Origin of the sequence: Curtobacterium sp. MCBD17_032, assembly GCF_003234855.1 — a bacterium.
GTDB lineage: Bacteria > Actinomycetota > Actinomycetes > Actinomycetales > Microbacteriaceae > Curtobacterium.
The window spans coordinates 317,924-340,581 of the sequence record NZ_QKTO01000002.1; the positions used below are offsets into that span (position 1 = coordinate 317,924).

At 71.8% G+C, this 22,658-nt stretch carries 21 protein-coding genes, 1 tRNA gene and 1 pseudogene; 12 read left to right on the forward strand and 11 right to left on the reverse strand.

Features of this window, described 5'->3' with window-relative positions; translation table 11 throughout:
- The first annotated feature begins 96 nt into the window (after positions 1-96).
- The 3 genes and pseudogenes from DEI91_RS04515 to DEI91_RS04525 all read left to right on the forward strand — a co-directional run bounded on the left by DEI91_RS04515 (position 97) and on the right by DEI91_RS04525 (position 3,488).
- Positions 97-1,051 (forward strand): annotated as a pseudogene (locus DEI91_RS04515) (DNA-methyltransferase).
- 48 nt (positions 1,052-1,099) lie between these two features.
- Positions 1,100-2,929 (forward strand): alpha/beta hydrolase, encoded by a 1,830-nt coding sequence (locus DEI91_RS04520; protein ID WP_181439478.1) that lies wholly within the window; start codon positions 1,100-1,102, stop codon positions 2,927-2,929.
- A 130-nt stretch (positions 2,930-3,059) separates the two neighbouring features.
- Positions 3,060-3,488, forward strand: a complete 429-nt coding sequence (locus tag DEI91_RS04525; protein ID WP_146244209.1) for a hypothetical protein — start codon at positions 3,060-3,062, stop codon at positions 3,486-3,488.
- 47 nt (positions 3,489-3,535) lie between these two features.
- Here DEI91_RS04525 and DEI91_RS04530 read toward each other — a convergent pair whose 3' ends face one another.
- The 9 genes from DEI91_RS04530 to DEI91_RS04570 all read right to left on the reverse strand — a co-directional run bounded on the left by DEI91_RS04530 (position 3,536) and on the right by DEI91_RS04570 (position 13,615).
- Positions 3,536-5,995, reverse strand: coding sequence for an MDR family MFS transporter (locus DEI91_RS04530; RefSeq protein WP_111051122.1), 2,460 nt, complete (start codon positions 5,993-5,995; stop codon positions 3,536-3,538).
- Positions 5,996-6,121: 126 nt separating this feature from the next.
- A complete protein-coding gene (locus DEI91_RS04535) occupies positions 6,122-7,015 on the reverse strand; it encodes a hypothetical protein (protein WP_111051123.1) in 894 nt (297 codons plus the stop codon).
- Positions 7,016-7,048: 33 nt separating this feature from the next.
- Positions 7,049-8,668, reverse strand: coding sequence for a phosphoglucomutase (alpha-D-glucose-1,6-bisphosphate-dependent) (pgm, locus tag DEI91_RS04540; protein ID WP_111051124.1), 1,620 nt, complete (start codon positions 8,666-8,668; stop codon positions 7,049-7,051).
- A gap of 154 nt (positions 8,669-8,822) precedes the next feature.
- Positions 8,823-9,143, reverse strand: a complete 321-nt coding sequence (locus tag DEI91_RS04545; protein ID WP_111051125.1) for a hypothetical protein — start codon at positions 9,141-9,143, stop codon at positions 8,823-8,825.
- 39 nt (positions 9,144-9,182) lie between these two features.
- Positions 9,183-9,851 carry a bifunctional 2-polyprenyl-6-hydroxyphenol methylase/3-demethylubiquinol 3-O-methyltransferase UbiG gene (locus DEI91_RS04550; protein ID WP_111051126.1) on the reverse strand — a complete coding sequence of 223 codons (669 nt, stop codon included), beginning with the start codon at positions 9,849-9,851 and terminating at the stop codon, positions 9,183-9,185.
- Positions 9,848-10,528, reverse strand: coding sequence for a DUF2064 domain-containing protein (locus DEI91_RS04555; RefSeq protein WP_111051127.1), 681 nt, complete (start codon positions 10,526-10,528; stop codon positions 9,848-9,850). Before DEI91_RS04555 ends, DEI91_RS04550 begins: the two co-directional genes overlap by 4 nt.
- Positions 10,525-11,307: a glycosyltransferase family 2 protein gene (locus DEI91_RS04560; RefSeq protein WP_309148040.1), complete on the reverse strand. Its 783-nt coding sequence runs from the start codon at positions 11,305-11,307 to the stop codon at positions 10,525-10,527. Before DEI91_RS04560 ends, DEI91_RS04555 begins: the two co-directional genes overlap by 4 nt.
- 323 nt (positions 11,308-11,630) lie before the next feature.
- Positions 11,631-12,701, reverse strand: a complete 1,071-nt coding sequence (locus DEI91_RS04565; RefSeq protein ID WP_111051128.1) for an NAD(P)-dependent oxidoreductase — start codon at positions 12,699-12,701, stop codon at positions 11,631-11,633.
- A complete protein-coding gene (locus tag DEI91_RS04570; protein WP_111051129.1) occupies positions 12,698-13,615 on the reverse strand; it encodes an MTAP family purine nucleoside phosphorylase in 918 nt (305 codons plus the stop codon). The genes DEI91_RS04565 and DEI91_RS04570 overlap by 4 nt, the downstream gene beginning before the upstream one ends.
- A gap of 124 nt (positions 13,616-13,739) precedes the next feature.
- Between DEI91_RS04570 and glp the strand changes: the two genes are divergently transcribed.
- The 7 genes from glp to DEI91_RS04605 all read left to right on the forward strand — a co-directional run bounded on the left by glp (position 13,740) and on the right by DEI91_RS04605 (position 19,492).
- Complete coding sequence (gene glp / locus DEI91_RS04575) at positions 13,740-15,056, forward strand: gephyrin-like molybdotransferase Glp (RefSeq protein WP_258374293.1); 1,317 nt, start codon at positions 13,740-13,742, stop codon at positions 15,054-15,056.
- Complete coding sequence (moaC, locus tag DEI91_RS04580) at positions 15,053-15,523, forward strand: cyclic pyranopterin monophosphate synthase MoaC (RefSeq protein WP_111051130.1); 471 nt, start codon at positions 15,053-15,055, stop codon at positions 15,521-15,523. Before glp ends, moaC begins: the two co-directional genes overlap by 4 nt.
- Positions 15,520-16,038, forward strand: coding sequence for a molybdenum cofactor biosynthesis protein B (locus DEI91_RS04585; RefSeq protein WP_111051131.1), 519 nt, complete (start codon positions 15,520-15,522; stop codon positions 16,036-16,038). Before moaC ends, DEI91_RS04585 begins: the two co-directional genes overlap by 4 nt.
- Complete coding sequence (locus tag DEI91_RS04590) at positions 16,035-16,472, forward strand: molybdenum cofactor biosynthesis protein MoaE (protein WP_111051132.1); 438 nt, start codon at positions 16,035-16,037, stop codon at positions 16,470-16,472. Before DEI91_RS04585 ends, DEI91_RS04590 begins: the two co-directional genes overlap by 4 nt.
- Positions 16,473-16,599: 127 nt before the next feature.
- Complete coding sequence (locus DEI91_RS04595) at positions 16,600-16,917, forward strand: hypothetical protein (RefSeq protein WP_111051133.1); 318 nt, start codon at positions 16,600-16,602, stop codon at positions 16,915-16,917.
- Positions 16,918-16,951: 34 nt separating this feature from the next.
- Complete coding sequence (locus tag DEI91_RS04600) at positions 16,952-17,350, forward strand: PLD nuclease N-terminal domain-containing protein (protein WP_111051134.1); 399 nt, start codon at positions 16,952-16,954, stop codon at positions 17,348-17,350.
- 273 nt (positions 17,351-17,623) lie between these two features.
- The gene (locus DEI91_RS04605; RefSeq protein ID WP_111051314.1) at positions 17,624-19,492 is read left to right on the forward strand and encodes an ABC-F family ATP-binding cassette domain-containing protein; all 1,869 of its coding nucleotides are present in this window, start codon (positions 17,624-17,626) and stop codon (positions 19,490-19,492) included.
- A 28-nt stretch (positions 19,493-19,520) separates the two neighbouring features.
- On the opposite strand, the gene DEI91_RS04610 is transcribed toward DEI91_RS04605, so the two are convergent.
- Positions 19,521-20,015 (reverse strand): MarR family winged helix-turn-helix transcriptional regulator, encoded by a 495-nt coding sequence (locus DEI91_RS04610; RefSeq protein WP_111051135.1) that lies wholly within the window; start codon positions 20,013-20,015, stop codon positions 19,521-19,523.
- Positions 20,016-20,090: 75 nt separating this feature from the next.
- Complete coding sequence (locus DEI91_RS16190) at positions 20,091-21,158, reverse strand: hypothetical protein (RefSeq protein WP_181439479.1); 1,068 nt, start codon at positions 21,156-21,158, stop codon at positions 20,091-20,093.
- A 131-nt stretch (positions 21,159-21,289) separates the two neighbouring features.
- Here DEI91_RS16190 and DEI91_RS04625 point away from each other — a divergent pair.
- Together DEI91_RS04625 and DEI91_RS04630 are read left to right on the forward strand one after the other, a co-directional pair.
- A tRNA-Gln gene (locus DEI91_RS04625) sits at positions 21,290-21,361 on the forward strand.
- Positions 21,362-21,537: 176 nt separating this feature from the next.
- Positions 21,538-22,365: a PhzF family phenazine biosynthesis protein gene (locus tag DEI91_RS04630; RefSeq protein ID WP_111051138.1), complete on the forward strand. Its 828-nt coding sequence runs from the start codon at positions 21,538-21,540 to the stop codon at positions 22,363-22,365.
- Positions 22,366-22,658 lie beyond the last annotated feature (293 nt).

Sequence of the window (22,658 nt, forward strand, 5' to 3'; positions counted from 1 at the left end):
GACGAGGACGGTACGCCGTCCGTCACACCGCGGGCTGAGCATCGCCCCCGGTGCCGGCCGTCCCCCGCACGGTCGTCTGTGCGCGAGGACGGTCCGGTGCACAACGGAGACGACCGGGGTCCGGACCGGGTGGTCCTCGGCGACGACCTCGACGTCCTGCCGACCCTGCCGGACGCGTCCTTCACCGTCGTGTACCTCGGGCCCGCCGTTCAACACCGGTCGGAAGCAGCGGCGCCACGCGGTGACGGCCGAGTGTCGGACCGCGGGTGAGCGCGGGAGGGTCACGGGCTTCCGAGGCCGGACGTATGAACGGATCCGCGGCGACCTGATGCGCTTCGATGACCGGTTCGGGGATCACCGGGGGTTCCTCGAGCCGCGACTGCTCGAGGCCTGGCGGCTCCTGACCGTCGACCGCACCCCCTACCTGCACCTCGACCACCGCGAGGCCCACTACGCGAAGGTCCTGCTCGACGCGCTGTTCGGCCGTGACGCGTTCCTCGACGAGATCATCTGGGCGTACGACTTCGGTGCGAAGTCCCGCTCCCGCTGGCCGACCAAGCACGACACGATCCTGGCGTACGTGAAGGACCCGGCTCGGTACTGGTTCGACTCCGGGGCGGTCGACCGCGAGCTGTACACGGCGCCGGGGCTCGTCACGCTCGAGAAGCGGGAGCGCGGGAAGCTGCCGACCGATGGGTGGTGGCACACGATCGTGTCGCCAACCGGCAGCGAGAAGACCGGGTACCCGACGCAGAAGCCCGAGGGGGTCCTGCGGCGCACGATGCAGGCGTCCTCACGCAAGGGGGACTGGGTACTCGATTTCTTCGCGGGGAGCGGCACCCTCGGTGCGGTGGCCCGTGACCTCGGCCGGCGATTCGTGCTCGTGGACGACGAGCCGGTGGCGGTCGACGTGATGCGACGGCGGTTGCCGCACGCGGTCGTCGATCTCATCAGCTCACGTGGCGAAGCAGCGTTGCGACAGCGCGACCTGATGCGGATCCACGATGGATTCCGACGATGTGTTGCGCGGCACCGACAGTGGGTAGAGTGAGAAATGTCCGTCGGCCGACGGGTGGGGGATCATCTCGGGGGCGATATGATGACGATCGATTTCGACGACGGAGCAGCCGACCGGCTCGTAGCGGTGGCGTCGGAGGTCGACCTGCAGCTCGTGACGGGTGGGTTCAGTCGACGTTCCGCTGCCGAGCAGGCGATGATGGAGTTCTCTGGCTCGTACGCAGACCGCTTCGGCGACGCGGCGTCGGCGGAGGCCACGGACCGACTCACCCTCGCCGCGGCACTCGGTCACCTGGCGGACGCGGTGCGGACGGTGAAGGCCGAAGCGGGACGTGAGCGGGAGCGGCTCGCCGACCTCGCGGCGTGGCGCGGTCGGGAGCAGGACAGACAGCGCGCTGCAGCCGACCAGTTCCTCGGTGGGCTCGGTTCGGCGGTCGCTCCGTTCCTCGATCCGCAGCCCTCGAGCGTGGTGATCCGGCCGACACCGATCTCTGCGTCGTTCTCGGCGTCCGACCGTCCAAGGACAGCCGGCGGGTCGAGCGCGGGGACGAGTTCTGCGGACCCGGACCGACTCCGTGCCTTCACCGCGTCCGCGCGCTCGTCCGACAGGGGGTTCGCGGACGGCGCGGCGCGCCTCCGGAACGCCTGGACCGTCTTCCGGACCAACTGCGGATGGGCCGACGTGTCCCGGTCGTCGCTTTTCGCCGGCTTCGACCGGTACCTGCAGGAGAACGCTGCAGATGCCGACTGGATCGACCGCATCGCCAACGCCTTCGAACGCGCCGGCAGCGGGCACGCCCTGTCGGACGCGATCATCGACATCGCTGCCGCAGAAGAGATTCCCTCGCAGTTCCAGGGACTGCTCGCCCCGGGCGTGGACCCTTCCCGCGCCGCCGCGCTGTGGGCGGGACTCGACCTCGGTACTGCGGAGGACAACGAGCTGGCTGCGCTCCCGACCGACGTCCTCGCCGTGCTCGGCAACCTCGAGGGCATCCCGTACTGGGCGCGGCACGTCGCGAACCAGCAGGTGCTCGACGATCGAATCGAACGAGGGAACCTCGACCCGGTTGAGGACCGCGCACTCCGGAGCATCAGGGCATCGCTCGGCGACGGGCGGTTCCTCATCTCGATGACGGCAGACGTCCCACCACTCGCCGCCATCTCGCTCGGCGACCTCGACACGGCCACGAACGTCACGTGGGCCGTCCCCGGGATGACGTCGAGCAGCGAACGCATGGAGGGTTGGGTGCAGGCCGCGCAGAACATCAAGGACGAGCAGCGGATCGTCGCGGGTGGCGAGGATCGAGCGGTCATTGCATGGATGGGCTACGACGCGCCGCCCGCCCCGCCGAACCTCGGCGTGTTCAACGAGGAGGCGGCCCAGGCCGGCGCGCCGAAGCTCGCGGCCTCCATCAGGGGTCTCGATGCGGCCCGAGCCGGGGACATGCCCCGGACCAACGTCCTGGCGCACTCCTACGGCACGACGACTGCATCGCTCGGTCTCACCCAGGCCGGAGTGCACGTCGACAACTTCGTGTCGATCGCCTCCGCTGGCATCCCGCAGAGCATCCCGACCGCCGACGAGATCCAGGCGAGCCACGTCTACGCCGGGCAAGCTCGCGACACGCTGGTCGGGTTTCCCGGCTTCGGCGACCAGTACGCGTACATCGGCCGCGACTTCAGTGTTCCCTACCGTCTCGATCCCACGAACGCCAGCTTCGGCGCAGAGACGTTCGGCGCCGATGGTGCGGTCGTCGACACTCCCGCGGGCCCACAAGCACTCAGAGGGGTCAAGGATCACGGCGTCTGGACGGAGCACCACGAGGGATACCTCGACGTCGGCACGGAATCGCTCCGGAACGTGGCGCTCGCGACGACAGGGAACGGCGATCGCGTGAGTCCGGCACGATGAACCGAGACCGGAACAGCGAGACCGACCTGATGGAGCACCACCGACCATGACCATGCGGACCAGCAAGATCGCGCTCGTTGCGATGACGACTGTCCTGGTCGGATTCGTGACCGGCTGTAGTGGAGGAACCATGGAGACTGAACCGACTCAGACACCCGAGGACGCGAAGCGAGCCGTGGAGCAGCTCGTCGACGATTCGGCCAGTGCACTCGGAGGGAACTGGACCGTGGAGGAGGGCCCACGACTCGGGACGTGCACGGACGAACGGGGCAACGGCGAGGGCGTGAACTACACGATCCTGTCCTCGCGGGCGGAGCGAGGCGACGTCGAGACGGACGCCAGCACCCTCAGGACACTGTGGGAGCGGGCCGGCCTCGAAACTGAGCGCTTCTCCAACGGGGACGGCAGCTACTCCGGTCTGAACGGTAGGGGCGCCGGGATCGCCAACATCTCCTTCAACTCGTCCGACCTCGGCGGCGGTGACACGATCAGTGCGACCTCGGAGTGCGCGGCCGGCGACTACGTGGAGCTCCGGGAGCAGGAGCGCGGGCAGCGCTGACGAGCGCAGAGTCGACGCGGTGGTCGACTGACAGCGGCGGCGGCGGGCTACTGCGCCGTGTGTCGCCCGTGGTGCTCGGCCGTGGCAGGTGCCCCGTCCGACGCGGCGTGCGCCGGGTGCGTCCGGATCGTCGCGGTCGTCGCCGGAGGCTCGTCCAGCGGTGCCGCCGCGGCGTGCGCGCCGTGCGTGGTCCCGTCGGTGAGCGGTGCCCGGGTGCCGCCCTCGGACTCGTGACCGGCGCGGTCAGCTGCATCCGCGTCGGAGGCGGGCCGGGCGGCGGGGGAGGTGGTGCCTCCAGACCGGTCCTGCGGCTGCTGCATCGTGACGTCGGGTGAGGTCGGGACCGCCCGCATCGACCCCGTGTCCGGGGCGACCAGCGAACCGGTGTTCGCGGCCGCCTGCTGCGCGTCCGCGGTCAGCCGGTCGGGGTCGCCCTTGGCGGCGTTCGCCTGCTCCTGCAGGCGGTCGTCGTCGGCGCTCTTCCGCGCCGCGTCGGCCTGTTCCTGCAGGGCCGAGGTCTTGCGGAGCGGCGGCACGCGGAAGAACCAGGTGAGGACGAAGGCCACGAGGACGACGGCCAGGCCCACCCAGTAGACGGTCACGGCGGAGTCGCTGAACCCGACCAGGAACGGACGGCTGAGTCGCGGGTCGGCGCCGTTCAGGAACGACGTGTCGTTGGTGGACGACGTGGCGGACGAGGTCCCGCCCGTGCCGTCGCGGAACCGGTCGACGAGCTCCGGTGCCACGGCGTCGACGACGTTCTCCCGCTCTGCGGCGTTGGCGTAGTCGACCTGCAGCGTGCCGTCGACGACCTCGGCGTCCGCATTCGCGGCGGCGGCCTGCAGGGCCTGCTGCTCGGCGTCGCCCTTCGCGTCGTCGACCTGCTGGGCGATGACCGTGTCGGCGGCCGCGGCCGGGATGCGTCCGGCTGCCACCTGCTGCTGGACGGCCGCGGTGACCCGCTCCGTGACGGCTTGGTCCGCCGCGCGCTTCGCCTGCACCGCGCCCTGGTCGAGACCGTCCTGCACGTTCTTCTTCAGCGGCGTGACGATCGGGTCCCAGATCTGGTTCATCACGCCCTTGTTCTCCTGGGCGTTCGCGACGGCGGGGTTGAGCGCCGCGTTCAGGGCGCTCTTGAGGTCAGACTCGTTCTGCAGCGCACCGGTGATGTTCGTCGGCATGAGGCTGAATAGCACCGAGAGCAGCACGGCGGTGCCCATCGTGCCGCCGATCTGGCGGAAGAACGTCGCGGCGCTGGTGGCGACACCGATGTCCCGCGGGCTCACCGAGTTCTGCGCGGCGAGGGTCAGGGTCTGCATGAGCTGCCCGAGCCCGAAACCGATGAGGAACATGCCGGTCATGAGGAACCAGAGCGGACGGTCGGCGGTCAGGAACGTCAGGACCGTGTAGCCGACGGCGGTGAAGGCCGTGCCGGTGACCGGGAAGATCCGGTACTTCCCCGTGCGCGAGACGATCTGGCCCGAGGCGATCGAGGAGATCATCAGGCCGAGGACCATCGGCAGCATCGCGAAGCCGGACTCGGTCGGAGTGACCCCCTTGACGATCTGTAGGTACAGCGGGATGGTCAGCATCGCGCCGAACATGCCGAAGCCGATGAGCACGGACAGGACGGCTGCCATCGAGAACACCCGCGAGCCGAAGAGCTTCAGCGGCAGGATCGCGTCGTCGCCCATCGCGCGCTCGACGATGACGAACGCGATCAGCCCGACTGCGCCGATCGCGTAGCAGGCGAAGGCGCCGGGGGAGTCCCAGCCCCACTCGCGGCCCTGCTCGGCGATGAGGAGCAGCGGCACGAGCGTGACGATGACGAGGCTCGCGCCCCACCAGTCGATACGCGGCTTCTTCCGGGCGTTGAAGTTCGGCAGGTGCAGGAACGTCAGGACCATGAACAGCGCGATGACGCCGATCGGAACGTTGATGAGGAACACCCACCGCCAGCCGTCGATGAACAGCAGGTCGTCGGCGCCCGCGAAGACCCCGCCGACGAGCGGCCCGATGACCGAGGAGATGCCGAACACGGCCAGGAAGTAGCCCTGGTACTTCGCACGCTCGCGCGGCGCGAGCATGTCGCCCATGATCGCCAGCGGCAGCGACATCAGGCCACCGGCACCGAGGCCCTGCAGCGCACGGAAGCCGGCGAGCATGAGCATCGAGGTCGAGAACGACGCGGCGAGCGAGCCGAGGATGAAGATCGCGATCGCCGTGATGAACAGCGGGCGCCGACCGAACAGGTCGGACAGCTTGCCGTAGATCGGGGTCGTGATGGTCGAGGCGATGAGGTACCCGGTGGTCACCCATGCCTGCTGGTCGAGCCCGTGCAGGTCGTCGCCGATCGTGCGGATGGCTGTGCCGACGATCGTCTGGTCGAGGGCGCCGAGGAACATGCCGGCCATGAGGCCGTAGATCACCAGCAGGATCTGGCGGTGGTTCATCACGGCGTTCGACGACGTGGTGGGGGCCGCGGGTGCGGTCGCGGTCTGTGTCATGTGCGGGACTCCCGAGGACTTTGCGCTGCGTGCAAAGTTACAACCGCCGCACACACCGCGCGCTCCGGAGGGCTGTTCCTGTGGGGATCGGCAGCCGTCCACAGTCCGGTGCGTGCCGGGATGGCGTCAGGCGACCGCTTCCTCGAGGGCCTCCTGGAACCGCTCGTCCACTTCGATGCGGAGCTCACCGGTGGCCTGGTCGTAGGAGGAGACGGGGGAGACGTGCCCGTGGCGCGAGAACAGCAGGTCCGGGCTGAGCAGCCCACCCGGGAGGCCCGCGTCGCGGTCCCCGAGGACGCGCACCAGGAGCCCGGCGAGCGTCTGGACCGCCTGGACGCTGTCGGCATCGCGGAGCGGCACGGCGAGCAGCAGGTGTCGGTGCGGGATCGCGACCACCGTGCCGAACGGGGCCGCCCCGAACAGCGCGGGCAGGTTCACGGCCTTCGTGGCCGTGAACAGGGACTCGCCCTCGACGATGTGCACCCCGGGCGCGATCTCGGCGTTCGCGTCGACCGGCTCGGCGTCGGTGTTGAAGCGACCCATCGCCCACAGCTCGTCGCTCCCGAGCGCCAGCTTCGGCAGGGCCGAGGTGGAGAGGGTGCTGACCATCGTCGGGTAGTCGACGCACAACGCGAGGACGAGCCCGGGTGCGAACGGCCGGGCGTAGGTCAGGTCGGTCGGGTCGGCGCCGTCCTCAGCCAGGAGCCGGAGGCGGATCCGGTCGCGGAGCTCGTCGGCCCCGAGGTCCTCGGGCGGGGGTTCGCTGTGCGCCTGCAGCATGCGGTCGAAGTGCGCGCCGACGATGAGGGCGCGGCGGGCGTCGTTCTCGCCGCGCACCTGCACGGCGAGGTTCGCCAGCAGGTACACCTGGCCGTCCGCGCCGAGGAGCCGCGCGTGCGCTGGGTCAGCCGGGTCGCCGTCGACCGTCGTCTCGACGCCCCGCTCGGCCAGGGTGCGCTGCGCGAGCACGGCGAGGGACGGAGCGTCCCCCGTCGGCTTCTTCCGTCCGAACCACGGCATGGCGCTAAGCCTCGCACGGACCGGCGTCCCGCGTCAGGCTCCCAGTGCGGCGTCGACGATCTCCTTGGCCTCGCGCTGCACCTGCTCGAGGTGCTCCTGCCCGACGAAGCTCTCGGCGTAGATCTTGTAGACGTCCTCGGTGCCGGACGGTCGGGCCGCGAACCAGGCGTTGTCGGTGACGACCTTGACGCCGCCGACGGCCGCGTCGTTGCCCGGGGCCTTCGACAGCTTCGCGGTGATCGGGTCGCCGGCCAGGGTCTCGGCCTGGATGGCGTCGCCGTCGAGCTTGCCGAGGCGCGCCTTCTGCTCCTTCGAGGCGGCGGCGTCGACCCGCTGGTAGACCGGGGCACCGAACCGTTCGGTCAGTTCGGCGTACAGCTGGGACGGCGTCTTGCCCGTCACGGCGACGATCTCGGACGCCAGCAGCGCCAGGATGATGCCGTCCTTGTCCGTCGTCCAGGCGGTGCCGTCCGTCCGGAGGAACGAGGCGCCCGCGGACTCCTCGCCACCGAAGGCCACCGAGCCGTCGATCAGGCCGGGGACGAACCACTTGAAGCCGACCGGGACCTCCCACAGGCGGCGCCCGAGGGACTCCGCGACGCGGTCGATGATGCTCGACGACACGAGGGTCTTGCCGATCGCCGCGTCCTCGCGCCACTGCGGGCGGTGCGCGTACAGGTACTCGATCGCGACGGCGAGGTAGTGGTTCGGGTTCATGAGGCCGCCGTCGGGCGTGACGATGCCGTGCCGGTCGGAGTCGGCGTCGTTGCCCGTCAGGACGTCGAAGTCGTCCTTCCGCGCGACCACGGAGGCCATGGCGGAGGGGCTCGACGGGTCCATCCGGATCTTGCCGTCCCAGTCGAGGGTCATGAAGGACCAGGTCGGGTCGACGTCGGGGTTCACGACGGTGAGGTCGAGGCCGTAGTGGTCGCGGATGAGGTTCCAGTACGGCAGCGAGGCGCCACCGAGCGGGTCGGCACCGATCTTGACGCCGGCCTTCTTGATCGCGGCGATGTCGATGATGTTCTCGAGGTCGGCGACGTAGTTGTGCAGGAAGTCGTAGCCGTCGTGGGTGGCGTGCTCGGCGCGCTGCACCTCGGCGTTGCCACCGGCGATGATGGCGTTCGCGCGGTCCGCGATCCACGTCGTCGCGTCGCTGTCGGCGGGGCCACCGTGCGGCGGGTTGTACTTGAAGCCGCCGTCGCGCGGCGGGTTGTGGCTCGGCGTGATGACGATGCCGTCGGCGGTGTCGTCGTGACCGGCGGTGTTGTAGGCGATGATCGCGTGGCTCAGCGCCGGGGTCGGGACGTAGCCGTTGTCGGCGTCGGCCAGGACGTGCACGCCGTTCGCGGCCAGGACCTCGAGCGCGGTCCGCTCGGCCGGGCCGGACAGGGCATGGGTGTCGCGGCCGATGAAGAGCGGCCCGTCGGTGCCCTGCGCGGTGCGGTACTCGACGATCGCCTGCGTGATCGCGGCGATGTGCGTGTCGTTGAACGCGGTGTCGAGTGACGAACCCCGGTGGCCGGAGGTGCCGAACACGACCTTCTGCTCGGGGTTCGTGACGTCGGGCACCCGGTCGTAGTACGCGGCGATGAGGGCGTCGAGGTCGACGAGGTCGTCTGCGGTCGCTGGGGTACCGGCACGGTCGTTCATGTCCCCATCCTGGCATCCGACGCGTGGACGCGTTCAGGGACGGCGGCGGGCCACCAGGAGGTCGCCCGCCGGACGAGGAGCGAGCGGCCGCCTTCCCGGACGAAGGGGGGCGTCAGGGAGTGCGACCGCTCGCGGTCTGGGGGAGTGGTGCGGGTCAGGCGGTGCGGAACGACCCGGTCGCCGTCCGGACGGAACCGGTGACGGTGCGGGTGCTCGCGGTGACCGTGCTCGGTCGACGGGACTGCGTGTCCACGAAGCGGCCGAGGCGGCCCACGGCGACCCCGGTGTAGCTCCCGATCGTGTCGGTCCGAGCGTCCGCGGACGAGGTGTACGTGCCGTGCTCGTCGCGCTGCCGGAGCCCGCTCACGAAGGTCCCGCCGAGGGGGAAGGTGTTCATGATGGTCTCCTCGCTGTCGTGCCGAGGTGTCACGTCCGTCGAGTCGACGTCCGCGACGCCGTCGACTGCTGCGACCACTCTACGTCCTTCTCTTGCACGATGCAAAAGAAGGACGGCTCAGGCGACCAGCTCGCAGAAGTGCCGACCGCCGTCCGTCCAGCTCTGACGGGCGGTGAGTCCGGCGGTGGCGGCGTGTGCACGGAGCGCGGAGAGCCCGACCTCCGCCCACGGGAACGCGGAGCTCGCGTTGCCGTCGGCGTCCGTCACGGTGGCGGTGTAGGTGCGGTCGGCGGCGGCGTCGCGGTTCGTCTCGACCACCACGCGGCCGCCCGTCCGGACGATCTGCCCGGCGCGGGCCAGGAGCGCGACCGGGTCGCCACCGATGCCGATGTTCCCGTCGATGATGAGCGCGGTGTCCCAGCGCCCCTCGTCCGGCACCGGGTCGAAGACCGAGCCCTGGACCGCACGGCCGCCGGAGCGCTGGGCGATCGCGACCGCCTCTGCCGAGACGTCCACCCCGAGCGCGGGCAGACCCATCCGGAGCGCGGCGACGAGCATCCGCCCGGGGCCGCACCCGAGGTCGATCACGGGACCGTCCGCGCCCTCGAGCAGCGACACGTCGACCCGGTCCGCCGCGGCACTCCACCGGCCGACGTCCATCGTGACGACCTCGCCGGGTCGCGCGGGGTCGGTCAGGCGCAGTCGTCCGTCCGACCGCAGCGCACGTGCGTACGGCTCGTCGCCCCCGGCCCCGAAGGCCTGGACGGTGCTGGTCGTGTCGGTCATCGGACACCTCCGGAAGTGGTCGCGGACTCGGCGGCGAGGGCCGCCGCGAACCGCGTCGCGGGTGCGAGGGCCGCGACGCGTTCCGCGTCGGGCAGCGTGTCGACGTCGAGCAGCTCGGTCAGGAGGCCCGTCCCGAGTCCGGCGGACCGCAGCCGTTCCAGCTGCACGGCCCCGGTGTCGTCCTGGGACATCGGCACACCGCGCAGGAGGTCGCCGGTCGGCTCGCGCAGGTACAGCGACCAGAAGCCGCCGTCCTCCGCCGGGCCGAACCAGGCGTCCCGCTCGGGGTCGTCGAACACCGGGGCGAGGGCAGCGGCGGACACCTGCGGGGTGTCCATCCCGACCAGGAGCAGCGGTCCGTCGACGGTGTCGAACAGGAAGCCGAGGCGCTCGTCGAGTCCGCCGCCGGGCTGGTGCAGGACGTCGAATGCCGCGGCGCCCTCCGGCAGGACGTCGCCGTCGTAGAAGAGGACCCGGCGGGCGGCCGGCAGCGCGGAGACCGTCGCGAGCGTGTCGGCGAGGCTCGCGGCGGCGACCCGTGCGGCGCCCTCGGGGGTGAGCGCCGGCGTCAGGCGGGTCTTCACCTTGCCGGGGAGGCACTCCTTCGCGACGACCGCGACCGTGACGCCCTCGTGCCGGGCCGTGACGGGCTCGCTGGCGCCCTGCTCGCGGGTCACGGACGGACCTCGACGACGCGCTGGGTGCCGGTCTGCGGTGCGCTCGACGGCGCTGCGCCCGACCGCTCCGAGGCGATCCGCTGGCGGACCGACACGGGCGCGGCGGAGCGGCTCCGGGCCTCCCGGCGGTACGCCCGGAGCAGACGGGACATGTCCTTCACGGCGTTGACCGTGCCGCGGAGCGTCCCGGTGACCTTGCTGTCACCGATGCGCTGCGCGTACCCGATGTCCGACTCGTCGACGCGCCAGCCGGCGGCGTGGGCGGCGAGGACCATCTCGAGCGGGTAGCCGCTGCGGCGGTCGCGGAGGTCGAGGGCGACGAGGTCCGCGCGGTGCATCACGCGCATCGGGCCGAGGTCGTGGAGACGGTAGCCGGTCGCGCGCCGCATGAGGACGGCGAGCACGCGGTTCGCGAAGCGAGCGTGTGGGGCCCAGGCGCCCCGGCTCGTCGGGACGCGACGGCCGAGGGCGAGGTCGACCCGGCCGTCGGCGACGCGCTGCACGAGGGCGGGGAGTTCCGCGGGGTCCATCGAGGCGTCGGCGTCGCAGAACGCGACGTAGTCGGCGGTCGCCGCGGCGACCCCGGCGGCGCACGCGGAACCGAAGCCGCGGACCGGTTCCGTGACGACGAGTGCGCCGTGCGCGCGGGCGACGTCCGCGGAACCGTCGGTCGAGCCGTTGTCCACGACGATCGCGCGGTAGCCCTCGGGGAGTCGGCCGATCACCTGCGGCAGGGCGTCCGCCTCGTCGAGGCAGGGGAGGATCACGTCGACGCTCATGGACACCATTCGGTGCGCTCCGTCGGATCGACTGGTCGGGCTCGCGTCCTCGGGGTCCGGTCCGGCGTCGGGTTCGGCGGCGGGGTGTTGCGTCATGCACACGAGCAAACACGATCCCGGCTGTCGGGGGACAGTGAACGCGTCCCCCGACGGCCGTTCTGCGCACTGCGCGGACGCGATCCCGGGTCGCGGACCGCGCGGCGCGCCGCGGGCCCGTCTCGGGGCCGACGGGGGCCGGGAGGCCCGTGGTGGCGCCGCCACGTGCCTCCCGGCCCCGTTCGGGGGACAGGACGGTGGTCCGCCGCCGCGGCGGCGGGGCCGCGCTACCGGACGGCCGCCCGGAGCGGCGCGGTCGCGAACTCGCGCATGCCGTGGGTGAAGTCGACCTGCGCACGCCAGCCGAGCTCGTCCGCGATCCGCGCCGAGGACGCGGTCACGTGCCGGACGTCACCCAGGCGGTACTCCCCGGTCACGACCGGCTGCGGGCCGTCCGGACCGGCGATCGCGGCGGCCATCTCGCCGATCGTGTGCACCGTGCCCGAACCGACGTTGAAGGCGCGGAACGACTCGGACGGCGCGGACCCGGTCGCGTCGATCGCGGCGAGGTTGGCTCCCGCGACGTCGTCGACGTGCACGAAGTCGCGGCGCTGTGCCCCGTCCTCGAAGACGCGCGGCGCCTCGCCCCGCGCCAGCGCCGAGCGGAACAGGGACGCGACCCCGGCGTACGGCGTGTTCGCCGGCATGCCCGGGCCGTAGACGTTGTGGTAACGCAGTGCGACGGCCCGACCGCCGGTGGCGCGGGACCACGACGACGCGAGCTGCTCCTGCGCCACCTTGGTCTGGGCGTACACGTTGCGGGGGTCGAGCGCGGCGGACTCGTCGATCAGCCCCGGCAGGAGGGAGCGGCCGTCCGGACCGATCGGGTCGAAGCGGCCGGCGTCGAGGTCCTCGCGACGGCGGGCCGGCGGGCGAATGGGCTCGCCGTCGGCGGTGCTGTACGCACCCTCACCGTAGACGACCATCGAGCTCGCGACGACGAGTCGGCCGATGTCCAGCCGGTCCATCGCGGCGAGCACGTGCGCGGTGCCGGCGTCGTTGCTCGAGACGTAGTCGGGCGCGTCCTGGAAGTCGACGCCGAGTCCCACCTTCGCCGCCTGGTGGCAGACGACGTCGACGTCCTGCAGTGCGGCGTCGAGGGCGGCACGGTCACGGACGTCACCGTGCACGAGCTCGATCCCGGCGGTCCGGTGCGCGGTGACGACGGCCTCCGGGTCGCCGTGCACGTCGGTGCGGAGGGAGTCGAGGACGCGGACCTCGTGGCCCGCGGCGAGTGCCTGCCGGACGATCGTCGAGCCGATGAACCCGGCCCCGCCGGTGACGAGCAGCCGGGTCACGGGCGGAGCTCCAGGACGCGGGCGCTGGCGCTCGCCGGCACGAGTTCGCGCGGCGTGTAGTCCTCGGGGACCGCCGCGACGATCGAGCCGATGGCGCGGACGATGACCTCGTTCGCGCGGGCCAGACGGTCCATGACGGCCTGGTGCGTGACCGGCGCCTCGGTGGCGGCCTGGTCGGTGTCGGCCTGGTCGGTGTCGACCGTCGCGTCCGCGGCGGTCTCGTGCGCGGCGGTCTCGTCGGCGGCGGTCTCGTCGGCAGCCGGCGCGAGGCCCGCGTCGGCGTCGGTCACGAAGGACAGGTTCACCGTGCCGATGCCGAGCTCGGCGGCGAGCGGGACCTCGGGCGACATCGTCATGTTGATGGTGTGGCCGCCCGCCGCACGCATCCAGACGGATTCGGCACGACTCGAGAACCGCGGGCCCTGGATGACGACGCAGGTGCCCGTCGGACGGAACGGCACGTCGAGCGCCGCAATGGCGTCGATCGCGGCACGGCGCAGCACCGGGTCGAAGGGGTCGGCGAAGGAGAGGTGCTGGACCTCGTCCTCGAAGTAGGTGTCGGCCCGGCCCCACGTCCGGTCGATGAGCTGGTCCGTCACGACGAACGTGCCGGGCGCGTAGTCGGGGTGGAGGCCACCCACGGCGCTCGAGGACACGACGGCACGGACGCCGAGGGACCGCAGTGCCCAGAGGTTCGCCCGGTGCTCGATGCGGTGGGGGGCCACCGAGTGGGCGCGGCCGTGACGGGTGAGGAAGGCGACGCGGCGGCCGGACATGGTGCCGATGCTGATCGGGCTGGAGGTCGGGCCGAACGGCGTCGCCACGTCCACCTCGTCCGCGGTGCCGGGCTCGAACAGTTCGTACAGGCCCGAGCCGCCGATCACACCGATCGTTGCCGTCTTCTCGTTCTCCACAGGTCCTCCGGTCGTCCTCGGCGCTGGTCGGCGCCGTCGTTACGCTACAGATGCGGGCCAGGAGCGGCCCGCGTGCGGTGCCGTCGTCCTGTCGGCGCCACGTCACGACCATTCGGAGGCGCGCGTGCGAACGATCGGTCAGCACCGGGACGCGGTCCAGGCGCTCGTGGGTCCGGCGCTGCCGTCGGCGTTGCCGTCTTCGGCGATGGCGTCGTCTTCGGCGACGGCGTCGTCTTCGGCGACGGGCTCGGCGTCGGCGTCGGTCGAGTCGTCGTCGGTCGTCGCGCTCGCCGCCGGCTCCGGAGCCGGCCACGGGTACCGCGTGCTCGCCGGCACCGTGCTCGCGCCGACGCCACTGCCGGCCTTCGACAACAGCCAGATGGACGGGTTCGCCGTCCGCGCCGCCGACGCCGGTACGACCGTCCGCATGGGCGCCCCGATCCCGGCCGGTGTCGTGCCGCCGCCGCTCGAGGAGGGCACCGCGGTCCCGATCATGACCGGTGCGCGGATCCCACCGGGAGCGGACACGGTCTTCCCGGTCGAGGCCACGCCCGCCGGGTCCTTCCCCGCCGCACTCGAGCCCGACGACGTACCGGTCCCGCCCGACCTCGTGCCCGGGACCTTCGTGCGGGTCGCCGGCTCCGACCTGGCCGCGGGTGCTCCCATCGCCCGGGCCGGAGAGTCCCTCACCCCGGCCGTGCTCGGCGCGCTCGCCGGCGCCGGGGTCACGACCGTCGACGTGGTCCGGCGTCCGCGGGTGCTCGTCGTGTCGACCGGCAGCGAACTGCTCGATCCGGGCTCGACCGCCGACACCGACCTGCGCGCCGGTGCTGTCATCGGCGACGCGAACGGGGTCGCGCTGTCCGCCGCGCTCGCCGAGGTCGGCGTCGAGACGCGGCGGGTCCGGGTGCCCGACGACCCCGACCGGTTCCTCGGCGCCCTCGACGACGCCGCGGGGGACTGGGCCGACCTCGTGCTCACCACCGGCGGGATCAGCGCGGGGGCGTACGAGGTCGTCCGACAGGCGCTCGGACCGCGCGGGCTCGACGTCACCTCCGTCGCGATGCAGCCGGGCGGGCCGCAGGCGCTCGGGACCGTGCAGGTCGCGGGTCGACCGGTCCCGGTGGTGGCCTTCCCCGGCAACCCGGTCTCGGCGCTCGTCTCGTTCGAGGTGTTCCTCCGCCCGGTCCTCGCCCGTGCCGTCGGCCTGCCCGAGCACCGCCCGACCGCCGACCTGCCGGCGGCCGAGGCCGCGACGTCGCCCGCGGGCAAGCACCAGGTCCGGCGCGGGACCGTCGTCGACGGCCGCGTGCACTTCGTCGGTGGGCCGAGTTCGCACCTGCTCTGGCACTACGCCGAAGCCACCCACCTCGTCCACGTCCCCGTCGGCACCGCCAGCGTCGACCCGGGCGACCCCCTGACCGTCTGGAGCATCCGATGACCGACCTGTCCCACGTCCGCGCCGACGGCAGTGCGCACATGGTCGACGTGTCCGACAAGGAGGTGACCGCTCGGTCCGCGACCGCCACGGCCACGCTCGTCACCCGTCCCGACGTCGTCTCGCGCATCCTCGACGGCTCGCTGCCCAAGGGCGAGGTGATCGGTACCGCCCGCATCGCGGCGATCATGGCCGTCAAGAAGACCTCGGAACTCATCCCGCTCTGCCACCCCTTGCCCATCGCCGGGGTCGAGGTCGACATCACCGGCACCGACGACCGGGTCGTCATCGAGGTGTCCGTGCGCACCACCTCGCGGACGGGAGTCGAGATGGAGGCCCTCACCGGAGCGAGCGTCGCCGCGCTCACCGTCTACGACATGGTGAAGGCCGTCGACAAGACCGCGTCGGTCACCGACGTCCGCGTCCTCGAGAAGCACGGCGGCCGTTCCGGCGACTGGAGCGCACGATGAGCGGCCCCGGCGCTCCGGACCGGAGCCGGGCCTCCGTCGTCGTGGTGTCCACCTCGGCCGCCGCCGACCCGACCCTCGACCGCACCGGACCCGTCATCGCCGACTGGCTGCGCGAGCGCGGGTTCATCGTCGGCGACCCGGTGGTCGTCGCCGACCGCGGTCCCGTCGCCGACACCCTCGCCGCTGCCGTCACCAGCGGTGCCCGGGTCGTCATCACCACGGGGGGCACCGGCGTCACCCCGACCGACCGCACGCCGGAGGCCGTCGCGCCCCTGCTCGACCTGGAACTGCCCGGCATCGTCGAGGAGATCCGCCGACGGGGACTGTCCGGCGCCGGACCGACCGCGCTCCTCAGCCGCGGCGTCGCCGGTGTCATCGGAGGCGGCACGTTCGTCGTCACGCTGCCCGGCTCCCGCGGCGGTGTCGCGGACGGCCTGGCCGTGCTCGACGGACTGCTCGACCACCTGCTCGCCCAGCTGCACGGTGACGGCCACGCTCCGCGGAGCGCCTCGTGAGCGCCGGAGCGGCCGACCGCGTGGTCGTCGCCGACGTCGTCGACCGGGACATCACCGTGGACGAGGTCTCCCGCGTCGTCGCCTCCGACCACGACGGGGCCGTCGTCACCTTCGCCGGGGTCGTCCGCGACCACGACGGCGGGAAGGGCGTCACCGCGCTCGACTACGAACGGCACCCGAGCGCTGGGGAGGTCATCGCCGAGGTCGCACGGACGATCGCCGAGCAGCACCCGGCGGTCCGCATCGCCGTGCTGCACCGCGTCGGTGCGCTCGGCATCGGGGACGTGGCGCTCGCTGCGGCGGTGGCGTCCGGGCACCGCGCCGAGGCGTTCGCGGCGTGCGGGGCGCTCGTCGACCTGGTCAAGGAACAGGTGCCGATCTGGAAGCACCAGCGGTTCACGGACGGTTCGGACGAGTGGGTCGCCGCCTTGTGACCACGGCGACGTCCCGATCGGTTTGCGATCGGGAGTCGTGAGCATCGACGACCTGGTCACCCGACGGTGGGCCGCAGCCGACGAGGACGCCGAACGCGTGCTCGCCCGTGAGTAGTCGCTCCTCCGGGTGACGCCGTGGACGAACTGCAGCCTCGGCCTCGGTCTGGTCGCGCTCTTGGTCGGGGTCGTCGGGCTCGTCGTGCTGCCGCGGGGCGAGGCACACCAGGCCCACTTCGTCGTCGCGTTGGTCGTCATCGGCGTCGCGTTCGTGTTGGTCGTCGTCTCCGTGACCCGAGGCGCTCGCGCGCGTCGACGGCTCGGCGCGGCGTACCCGTCGGTGAGCGCTCCGGTCGTCACCGACGCCGTGGGAGGCAGCCGCGACGCACCACTGACCGGTCAGGTCGAGGCGTCCGGCCGCGGGATCGACCCACGAACACGGGCGTAGCGGGGTCACCTCGAGACTCCCTAGTATCCGGACCATGGGAATCCTGCTGTCCGGCGTGAGCGTCGTCCTGCTCGTGTTCGCCCTGATCGACATCATCACGCGGGCCGACATCGAGGTGCGGGGTCTGCCGAAGGTCGCCTGGATCATCCTCGTGATCCTGCTGCCGTTCGTCGGCAGCATCGTGTGGTTCGCCATCGGCCACGACTGGAGCGCCGGTTCCCGGAACCACGGCCGGTACGTCGAACCGAGGCGGCACGAGGACGGGTACGCCACGCTCGGCGCGGCCAAGGTCGCACACGGGGACAAGCGCATCTCCGGCACGGAGCAGGAACTCGCCGAGCTCGAACGTGAGATCGAGTACTGGGAGGCCCAAGCGCGCCTGAAGCGGGCGAAGGAAGCGGCCGGCGAAGGCGACCCGAGCCCCGCGAGCTGAGCCGAGCCTCCAGGACGAAGCCGGCGCCGCGCGGACCCGGTGTCGCGCGGACCCGGTGTCGCGCGGACCCGGTGCCGCGCGGACCCGCACAACGACATCCGGGCCGAACCACGGGAATCCGTGGTTCGAACGGGATGCCCTTGGGTCGATCCGGCTCGTGCCGCCGAAGCCCGGGCGGCGCCGGCCGCCGGGCCGCCGGCCCCGCCGGCCCCGCCGGCCCCGCCGGCCCCGGCCCTGGCGCCGAGCGCCCCCGCGCCCGCCTACCCTGGTCAGGTGGCTCATCTCCTCGGCGCCGAGAACGTGCATCTCGAGTTCCCCACCCGCGTCGTCTTCGACAGCGTCACCATCGGCATCGACGAGGGTGACCGGATCGGCGTCGTCGGGCGGAACGGCGACGGCAAGTCGACGCTCCTCGCCCTCCTCGCGCAGCGGCTCGAGCCGGACGCCGGTCGCGTGACGCACCGCCGCGGGGTGACGATCGGCTACCTCGACCAGCGCGACGTCCTGCCCGAGGGCATGACCGTCGGACAGGTCGTCGTCGGGGACCTCGCCGAGCACGAGTGGGCCGGTGACCCGAAGATCCGCGACGTCATCGGCGGGCTCGTGTCGGACATCCCGTGGGACGAGACGGTCGACGAACTCTCGGGTGGGCAGCGTCGACGCGTGGCCCTCGCGCGCCTGCTCGTCGGCGACTGGGACGTGCTGTTCCTCGACGAGCCGACGAACCACCTCGACGTCGAGGGCATCCAGTGGCTCGCCGAGCACATCAACCGCCGCTGGTCGTCGAACCAGGGCGGCATGGTCGTCGTGACCCACGACCGGTGGTTCCTCGACGCGGTGTCGACCGACACCTGGGAGGTGCACGACGGCGTCGTCGAGCCCTTCGAGGGCGGCTACGCGGCGTACATCCTGCAGCGCGTCGAGCGTGACCGGCAGGCCGCGTCGAGCGAGCAGCGCCGGCAGAACCTGGCGCGCAAGGAGCTCGCGTGGCTCCGACGCGGCGCCCCCGCCCGGACGAGCAAGCCGAAGTTCCGCATCGACGCGGCCAACGCCCTCATCGACGACGTCCCCCCGATCCGCGACACCGTCGCCCTGTCCCAGATGGCGACCGCGCGCCTCGGCAAGGACGTCGTCGACCTCATCGACGCGGGCGTGTCCTTCGACGGCACGATGATCATCGAGGGCGTCGAGTGGCGCATCGCCCCCGGGGAGCGGACCGGCATCCTCGGCCCGAACGGCGCCGGCAAGTCGACACTGCTCAACCTCGTCTCCGGGAAGCTCCAGCCGACCACGGGCCGGGTGAAGACGGGCAAGACGGTGCAGATCGCGGTGCTCGACCAGCAGCTCGCCGACCTGCAGCAGTACGCCGACGACCGGGTCCGCGAGGTCGTCGCCCGCAAGAAGACCAGCTACGTCGCCGACGGCAAGGAGATGACGCCGTCCCAGCTGCTCGAGCGCCTCGGCTTCACGTCCGAGCAGCTCTCGACCCCGGTGAGGGACCTGTCCGGCGGGCAGAAGCGCCGCCTGCAGCTCATGCTCATCCTGCTCGACGAGCCGAACGTCCTCATCCTCGACGAGCCGACGAACGACCTCGACACCGACATGCTCGCCGCGATGGAGGACCTGCTCGACACCTGGCCGGGCACGCTGCTCGTCGTGTCGCACGACCGGTACCTGCTCGAGCGCGTCACCGACCAGCAGTACGCCGTGCTCGGCGGACACCTCCGGCACCTGCCCGGTGGCGTCGACGAGTACATGCGTCTGCGCGCCTCCGGCAGCGGTGGCACGACGGCGTCGGCGGCTGCCGCCGCATCGGCCGGGAGGCCCGACACCGCCGGCGCATCCGCGGTCGCCGCCGCCTCGGGGCTGCGACCGGCAGCGGGGAGCGGCTCGGCTCAAGCTGGTGTGCCGACCCTGTCCGGCTCCGAGCGCCGCACCGTCGAGAAGGAGATGTCGGCCCTCGACCGGCGGATCGCCAAGCTCGGGGACGACCGGAAGAAGCTGCTCGACGCGTTCGCGACGCACGACCAGTCCGACTACGAGGGCCTCGGGACGCTGCAGGGGCGGCTCGCCGACCTCGACGCCGAGGTCGAGCAGCTCGAGGAACGCTGGCTCGAGGTCGCCGAGCAGCTCGGGGTCTGACGGGCAGCTGGGGGTCTGACGGGCCGGCTCAGTCGCCGAGGCCGAGGATGAGGCGGCGGAGCAGGCCCGCGAGCTGGTCTTGTTCACCCGCGGACAGACCGGCGAGGATGTCCCGCTCGGCCTGCAGCAGGTCGGCGATCGCCGCGTCCACGGCAGCACGGCCGGCGTCGGTGAGCGTCACCAGGACGCCGCGACCGTCCCGCGGGTCCGTCCGCCGGGCGACCAGGCCGCGCGCGGTCAGCCGGTCCACCCGGTTCGTCATCGTGCCGCTCGACACCAGGGTCTGCTGCATGAGCGCCTTCGGGCTCAGCTCGTACGGCGCCCCCGCCCGCCGGAGCGCCGACAGCACGTCGAACTCCCACGGCTCCGCCCCACCCGCCTCGAACGCCTGCCGCCGGGCGCGGTCCAGGTGCCGGGCGAGCCGGTCGACCCGCGACAGCACGTCGAGCGGGGTGACGTCCAGGTCCGGGCGCTCCCGTCCCCACGCCGCGACGATCCGGTCGACCTCGTCCTCTGGCGGCATCCGTCCATCATGGCGTGGATCGGCAGCGCACGACCAGCCGTACTCGCTCCGGGCGGCGGCGCACGGTCGCTCAGGTCATCGGTCCAGGGCCGCGAGGTGAGCGCGGACCAGACTGCTTCCCTCGCTGAGGAGAACGCGGGCGTCCTTCGGCCTGAGGTCGCGTACGACCGGGCTCGGGTGCTGGGACATCCAGGAGTGATCCCCGAGATCAGCGCCCACTGCGCGGACCACCACGATGTCGAGGGCTGACCGTACGGAGGCGGTGACGAGCGGATGCCGCAGGGCGGTTCGGCCCGAATAGGCTCGGTTGAACGCAAGGGTGCATCGGAGGAGTTCGGCCTCGTCGTCGCCACGCAGCGCGACCTGCAGATCATCGATGGCGATCATCAGATCGTTCCGTGTCGTGCGTATCGAGCGGAGCGCTCCCCGAAGGGCTCCGAAAGTCGCCGTGGTGATCGCGACCACGGTGCTGACGAGCACGGTGGTGGCGAGTACGCCGGTTTGCACTGTGAGCATGCTGATCGCGACGAGGTAGCCGGATGCGACGACCGAGATCACCGCAACAGGCAGGAAGGCGCTCCCGCGACGGAAGCTCGTCACTCCGATGTACTGCGTGAAGCGACCTTGCAGGCCGATCGCCAGGGTGCCGAGGGACATCGCAGCCGAGGCGATGCTCACGCCTGTGAGAACCGCCGGCTCGACGTCATCTGCGCCGAGGAGATCCTGTAGCGGTCCTTTCGCCGTCGATGCGAGGGATACCGCCCCGAACAGGCCGATCGCGACGCTCGCGAGGCTCGCAGTCCAGAAGACGGTGATGGACACGGCATCCGACGCGCGGAACGCCGTCCCGACGCGCGCGTGCGGTACGAGGTGGAAGGCCATGATCCCTCCGACCACGGCGAGGATGACACTGAGCAACTGGCCGGCCGTCGCGAAGGGGGACGGCGACAGGGTCTGGAGCGGGAGGAGCGCCACCGCGGTCGCGACGAGGACTGCACCCACCATCCCCTTGAGTTCGTTGATCAGCGCCACGTCGCCGGAGATCGGCGGTCGGACCGAGAACGCGCTCGCCTCGAGGAAGTGCGGAAACGTCGGCGGGAGTCGACGTGGGCGTTGCCACCATCGGAGCCTGGTGCTGTACACGTCACGAACCTACGGGAGACAGCGGACACGACGACCGAGCAATGGAGCGGTGCCGGCCGACACTCGGCAGGCGGCCTGCGACCTGGCGCCATCGCAGGCATGGGAGGATGGTCGGGCTCCTCCGGGGGCGTTCCGCCTTGGTGTAATGGCAGCACGACGGCCTTTGGTGCCGTTAGGTCCGGGTTCGAATCCTGGAGGCGGAGCCCGGGGCGGTCGGCCCATCGACGGGATCCAGGGCAGGGGGCATCGTCTCGGGACGCTGTGTGTCAGCTGATCGGCATCACCGAGCACGACCCTGCCGAGGACGAGTTGCTCTCGACGGATCGTGGGCTACTCCATCCGCGAGACGCTCGACGAGTGGCGCTGCTAGGAACGACGTATGACAGTCCAGCACGAGATGCTCACCGTCTTCACCGAGGGTGAGGCCGGCGGGAACCGAGTCCCGGTGGTGCTGGAAGCGGACACGTTCACCGACCAGCAGATGCAGGAGCTCGCGGAGGAGACGGGGCTGGAGTCAGCGTTCCTGTCGTCTTCGGACGGACCGGTCGTCGGACGGCTGCGCTACTGGGTACCGAACCACGAGATGAGCATGTGCGGCCATGCCACCATCGGGACCGCATGGTTGCTGAACCGCCGCGGCTGTGCCCAACCCGATGACGGATACGTCTTCGCAACCGCTGCAGGGTCGGTCCGGGCCGGAGCGACCACGGACGGTGGGTGGTTCGAGCAGTCGCTGCAGCAGATCGACCCGGTCGACCCGAGCCCGGCGCTTGCCGCGCTGGGCCTCACCCCGGACGACCTCGTCGGAACCTCGTCGAATGCTGCTGCGCCGCGGACGAAGACGCTCTTACCCCTCCGCAGCACCGCGGTACTGCGCGGACTCCGACCGCACGCAGCCGCCGTCGAACGTGCGTGCATCGCGATGGGGTCGACGGGCCTGTACCCCTACGCGGTCATCACGGAAGGGCACGTGGAAGCGCGGCAGTTCCCGCGGGCATCCGGGTACCTGGAGGACCCAGCCACCGGGATCGCAGCCGCAGCGCTCTTCTTCGCCCTCGCGGCGAGTGGTGACCTGCCGCGCGGCGTCCTCCAGGTGCGGCAGGGTGTCGCCATGGGTCGGCCCTCACTGATCACCGTCGAAGCCGGCGGACAGTCGCAACACCAGCCGCGCACGTGCCGGGTGTCCGGAGCCGTCCGGTTCGCGTGACCGTCGGCCAGCCGTGCGGAGCGTCGTGCGGACCGCATCGCATCGTGCAGGAGATCCTCGCGGCGGTCGACGACCGGGGCTCCGCCGCTGGGGACCGGCCCGGAGAGGCGCAGCAGGCAGACGTACCGGCGTGAGCAGGCGGAGACCGGAGCGGGTGGCCGCGTTCCTGACCGTTCCCCGGCGGATCGCAGCTGACCAGCAGCGGATCGTGACCGTCCGGGACCTCGATCGGCCGTTCCACCTCGCACCGGAAGACGGACGCATCCCAGACCTCCGGGGGGTCGCGACTGCCA

Bases quoted from the DNA above. Each gene is read 5' to 3' on its own strand.
- DEI91_RS04520 (WP_181439478.1), top strand. From the start codon at position 1,100: ATGACGATCGATTTCGACGACGGAGCAGCCGACCGGCTCGTAGCGGTG.
- DEI91_RS04525 (WP_146244209.1), top strand. From the start codon at position 3,060: ATGGAGACTGAACCGACTCAGACACCCGAGGACGCGAAGCGAGCCGTG.
- DEI91_RS04530 (WP_111051122.1), bottom strand. From the start codon at position 5,995: ATGACACAGACCGCGACCGCACCCGCGGCCCCCACCACGTCGTCGAAC.
- DEI91_RS04535 (WP_111051123.1), bottom strand. From the start codon at position 7,015: ATGCCGTGGTTCGGACGGAAGAAGCCGACGGGGGACGCTCCGTCCCTC.
- pgm (WP_111051124.1), bottom strand. From the start codon at position 8,668: ATGAACGACCGTGCCGGTACCCCAGCGACCGCAGACGACCTCGTCGAC.
- DEI91_RS04550 (WP_111051126.1), bottom strand. From the start codon at position 9,851: ATGACCGACACGACCAGCACCGTCCAGGCCTTCGGGGCCGGGGGCGAC.
- DEI91_RS04560 (WP_309148040.1), bottom strand. From the start codon at position 11,307: ATGAGCGTCGACGTGATCCTCCCCTGCCTCGACGAGGCGGACGCCCTG.
- moaC (WP_111051130.1), top strand. From the start codon at position 15,053: ATGACCGACCTGTCCCACGTCCGCGCCGACGGCAGTGCGCACATGGTC.
- DEI91_RS04585 (WP_111051131.1), top strand. From the start codon at position 15,520: ATGAGCGGCCCCGGCGCTCCGGACCGGAGCCGGGCCTCCGTCGTCGTG.
- DEI91_RS04600 (WP_111051134.1), top strand. From the start codon at position 16,952: ATGGGAATCCTGCTGTCCGGCGTGAGCGTCGTCCTGCTCGTGTTCGCC.
- DEI91_RS04610 (WP_111051135.1), bottom strand. From the start codon at position 20,015: ATGCCGCCAGAGGACGAGGTCGACCGGATCGTCGCGGCGTGGGGACGG.
- DEI91_RS04630 (WP_111051138.1), top strand. From the start codon at position 21,538: ATGACAGTCCAGCACGAGATGCTCACCGTCTTCACCGAGGGTGAGGCC.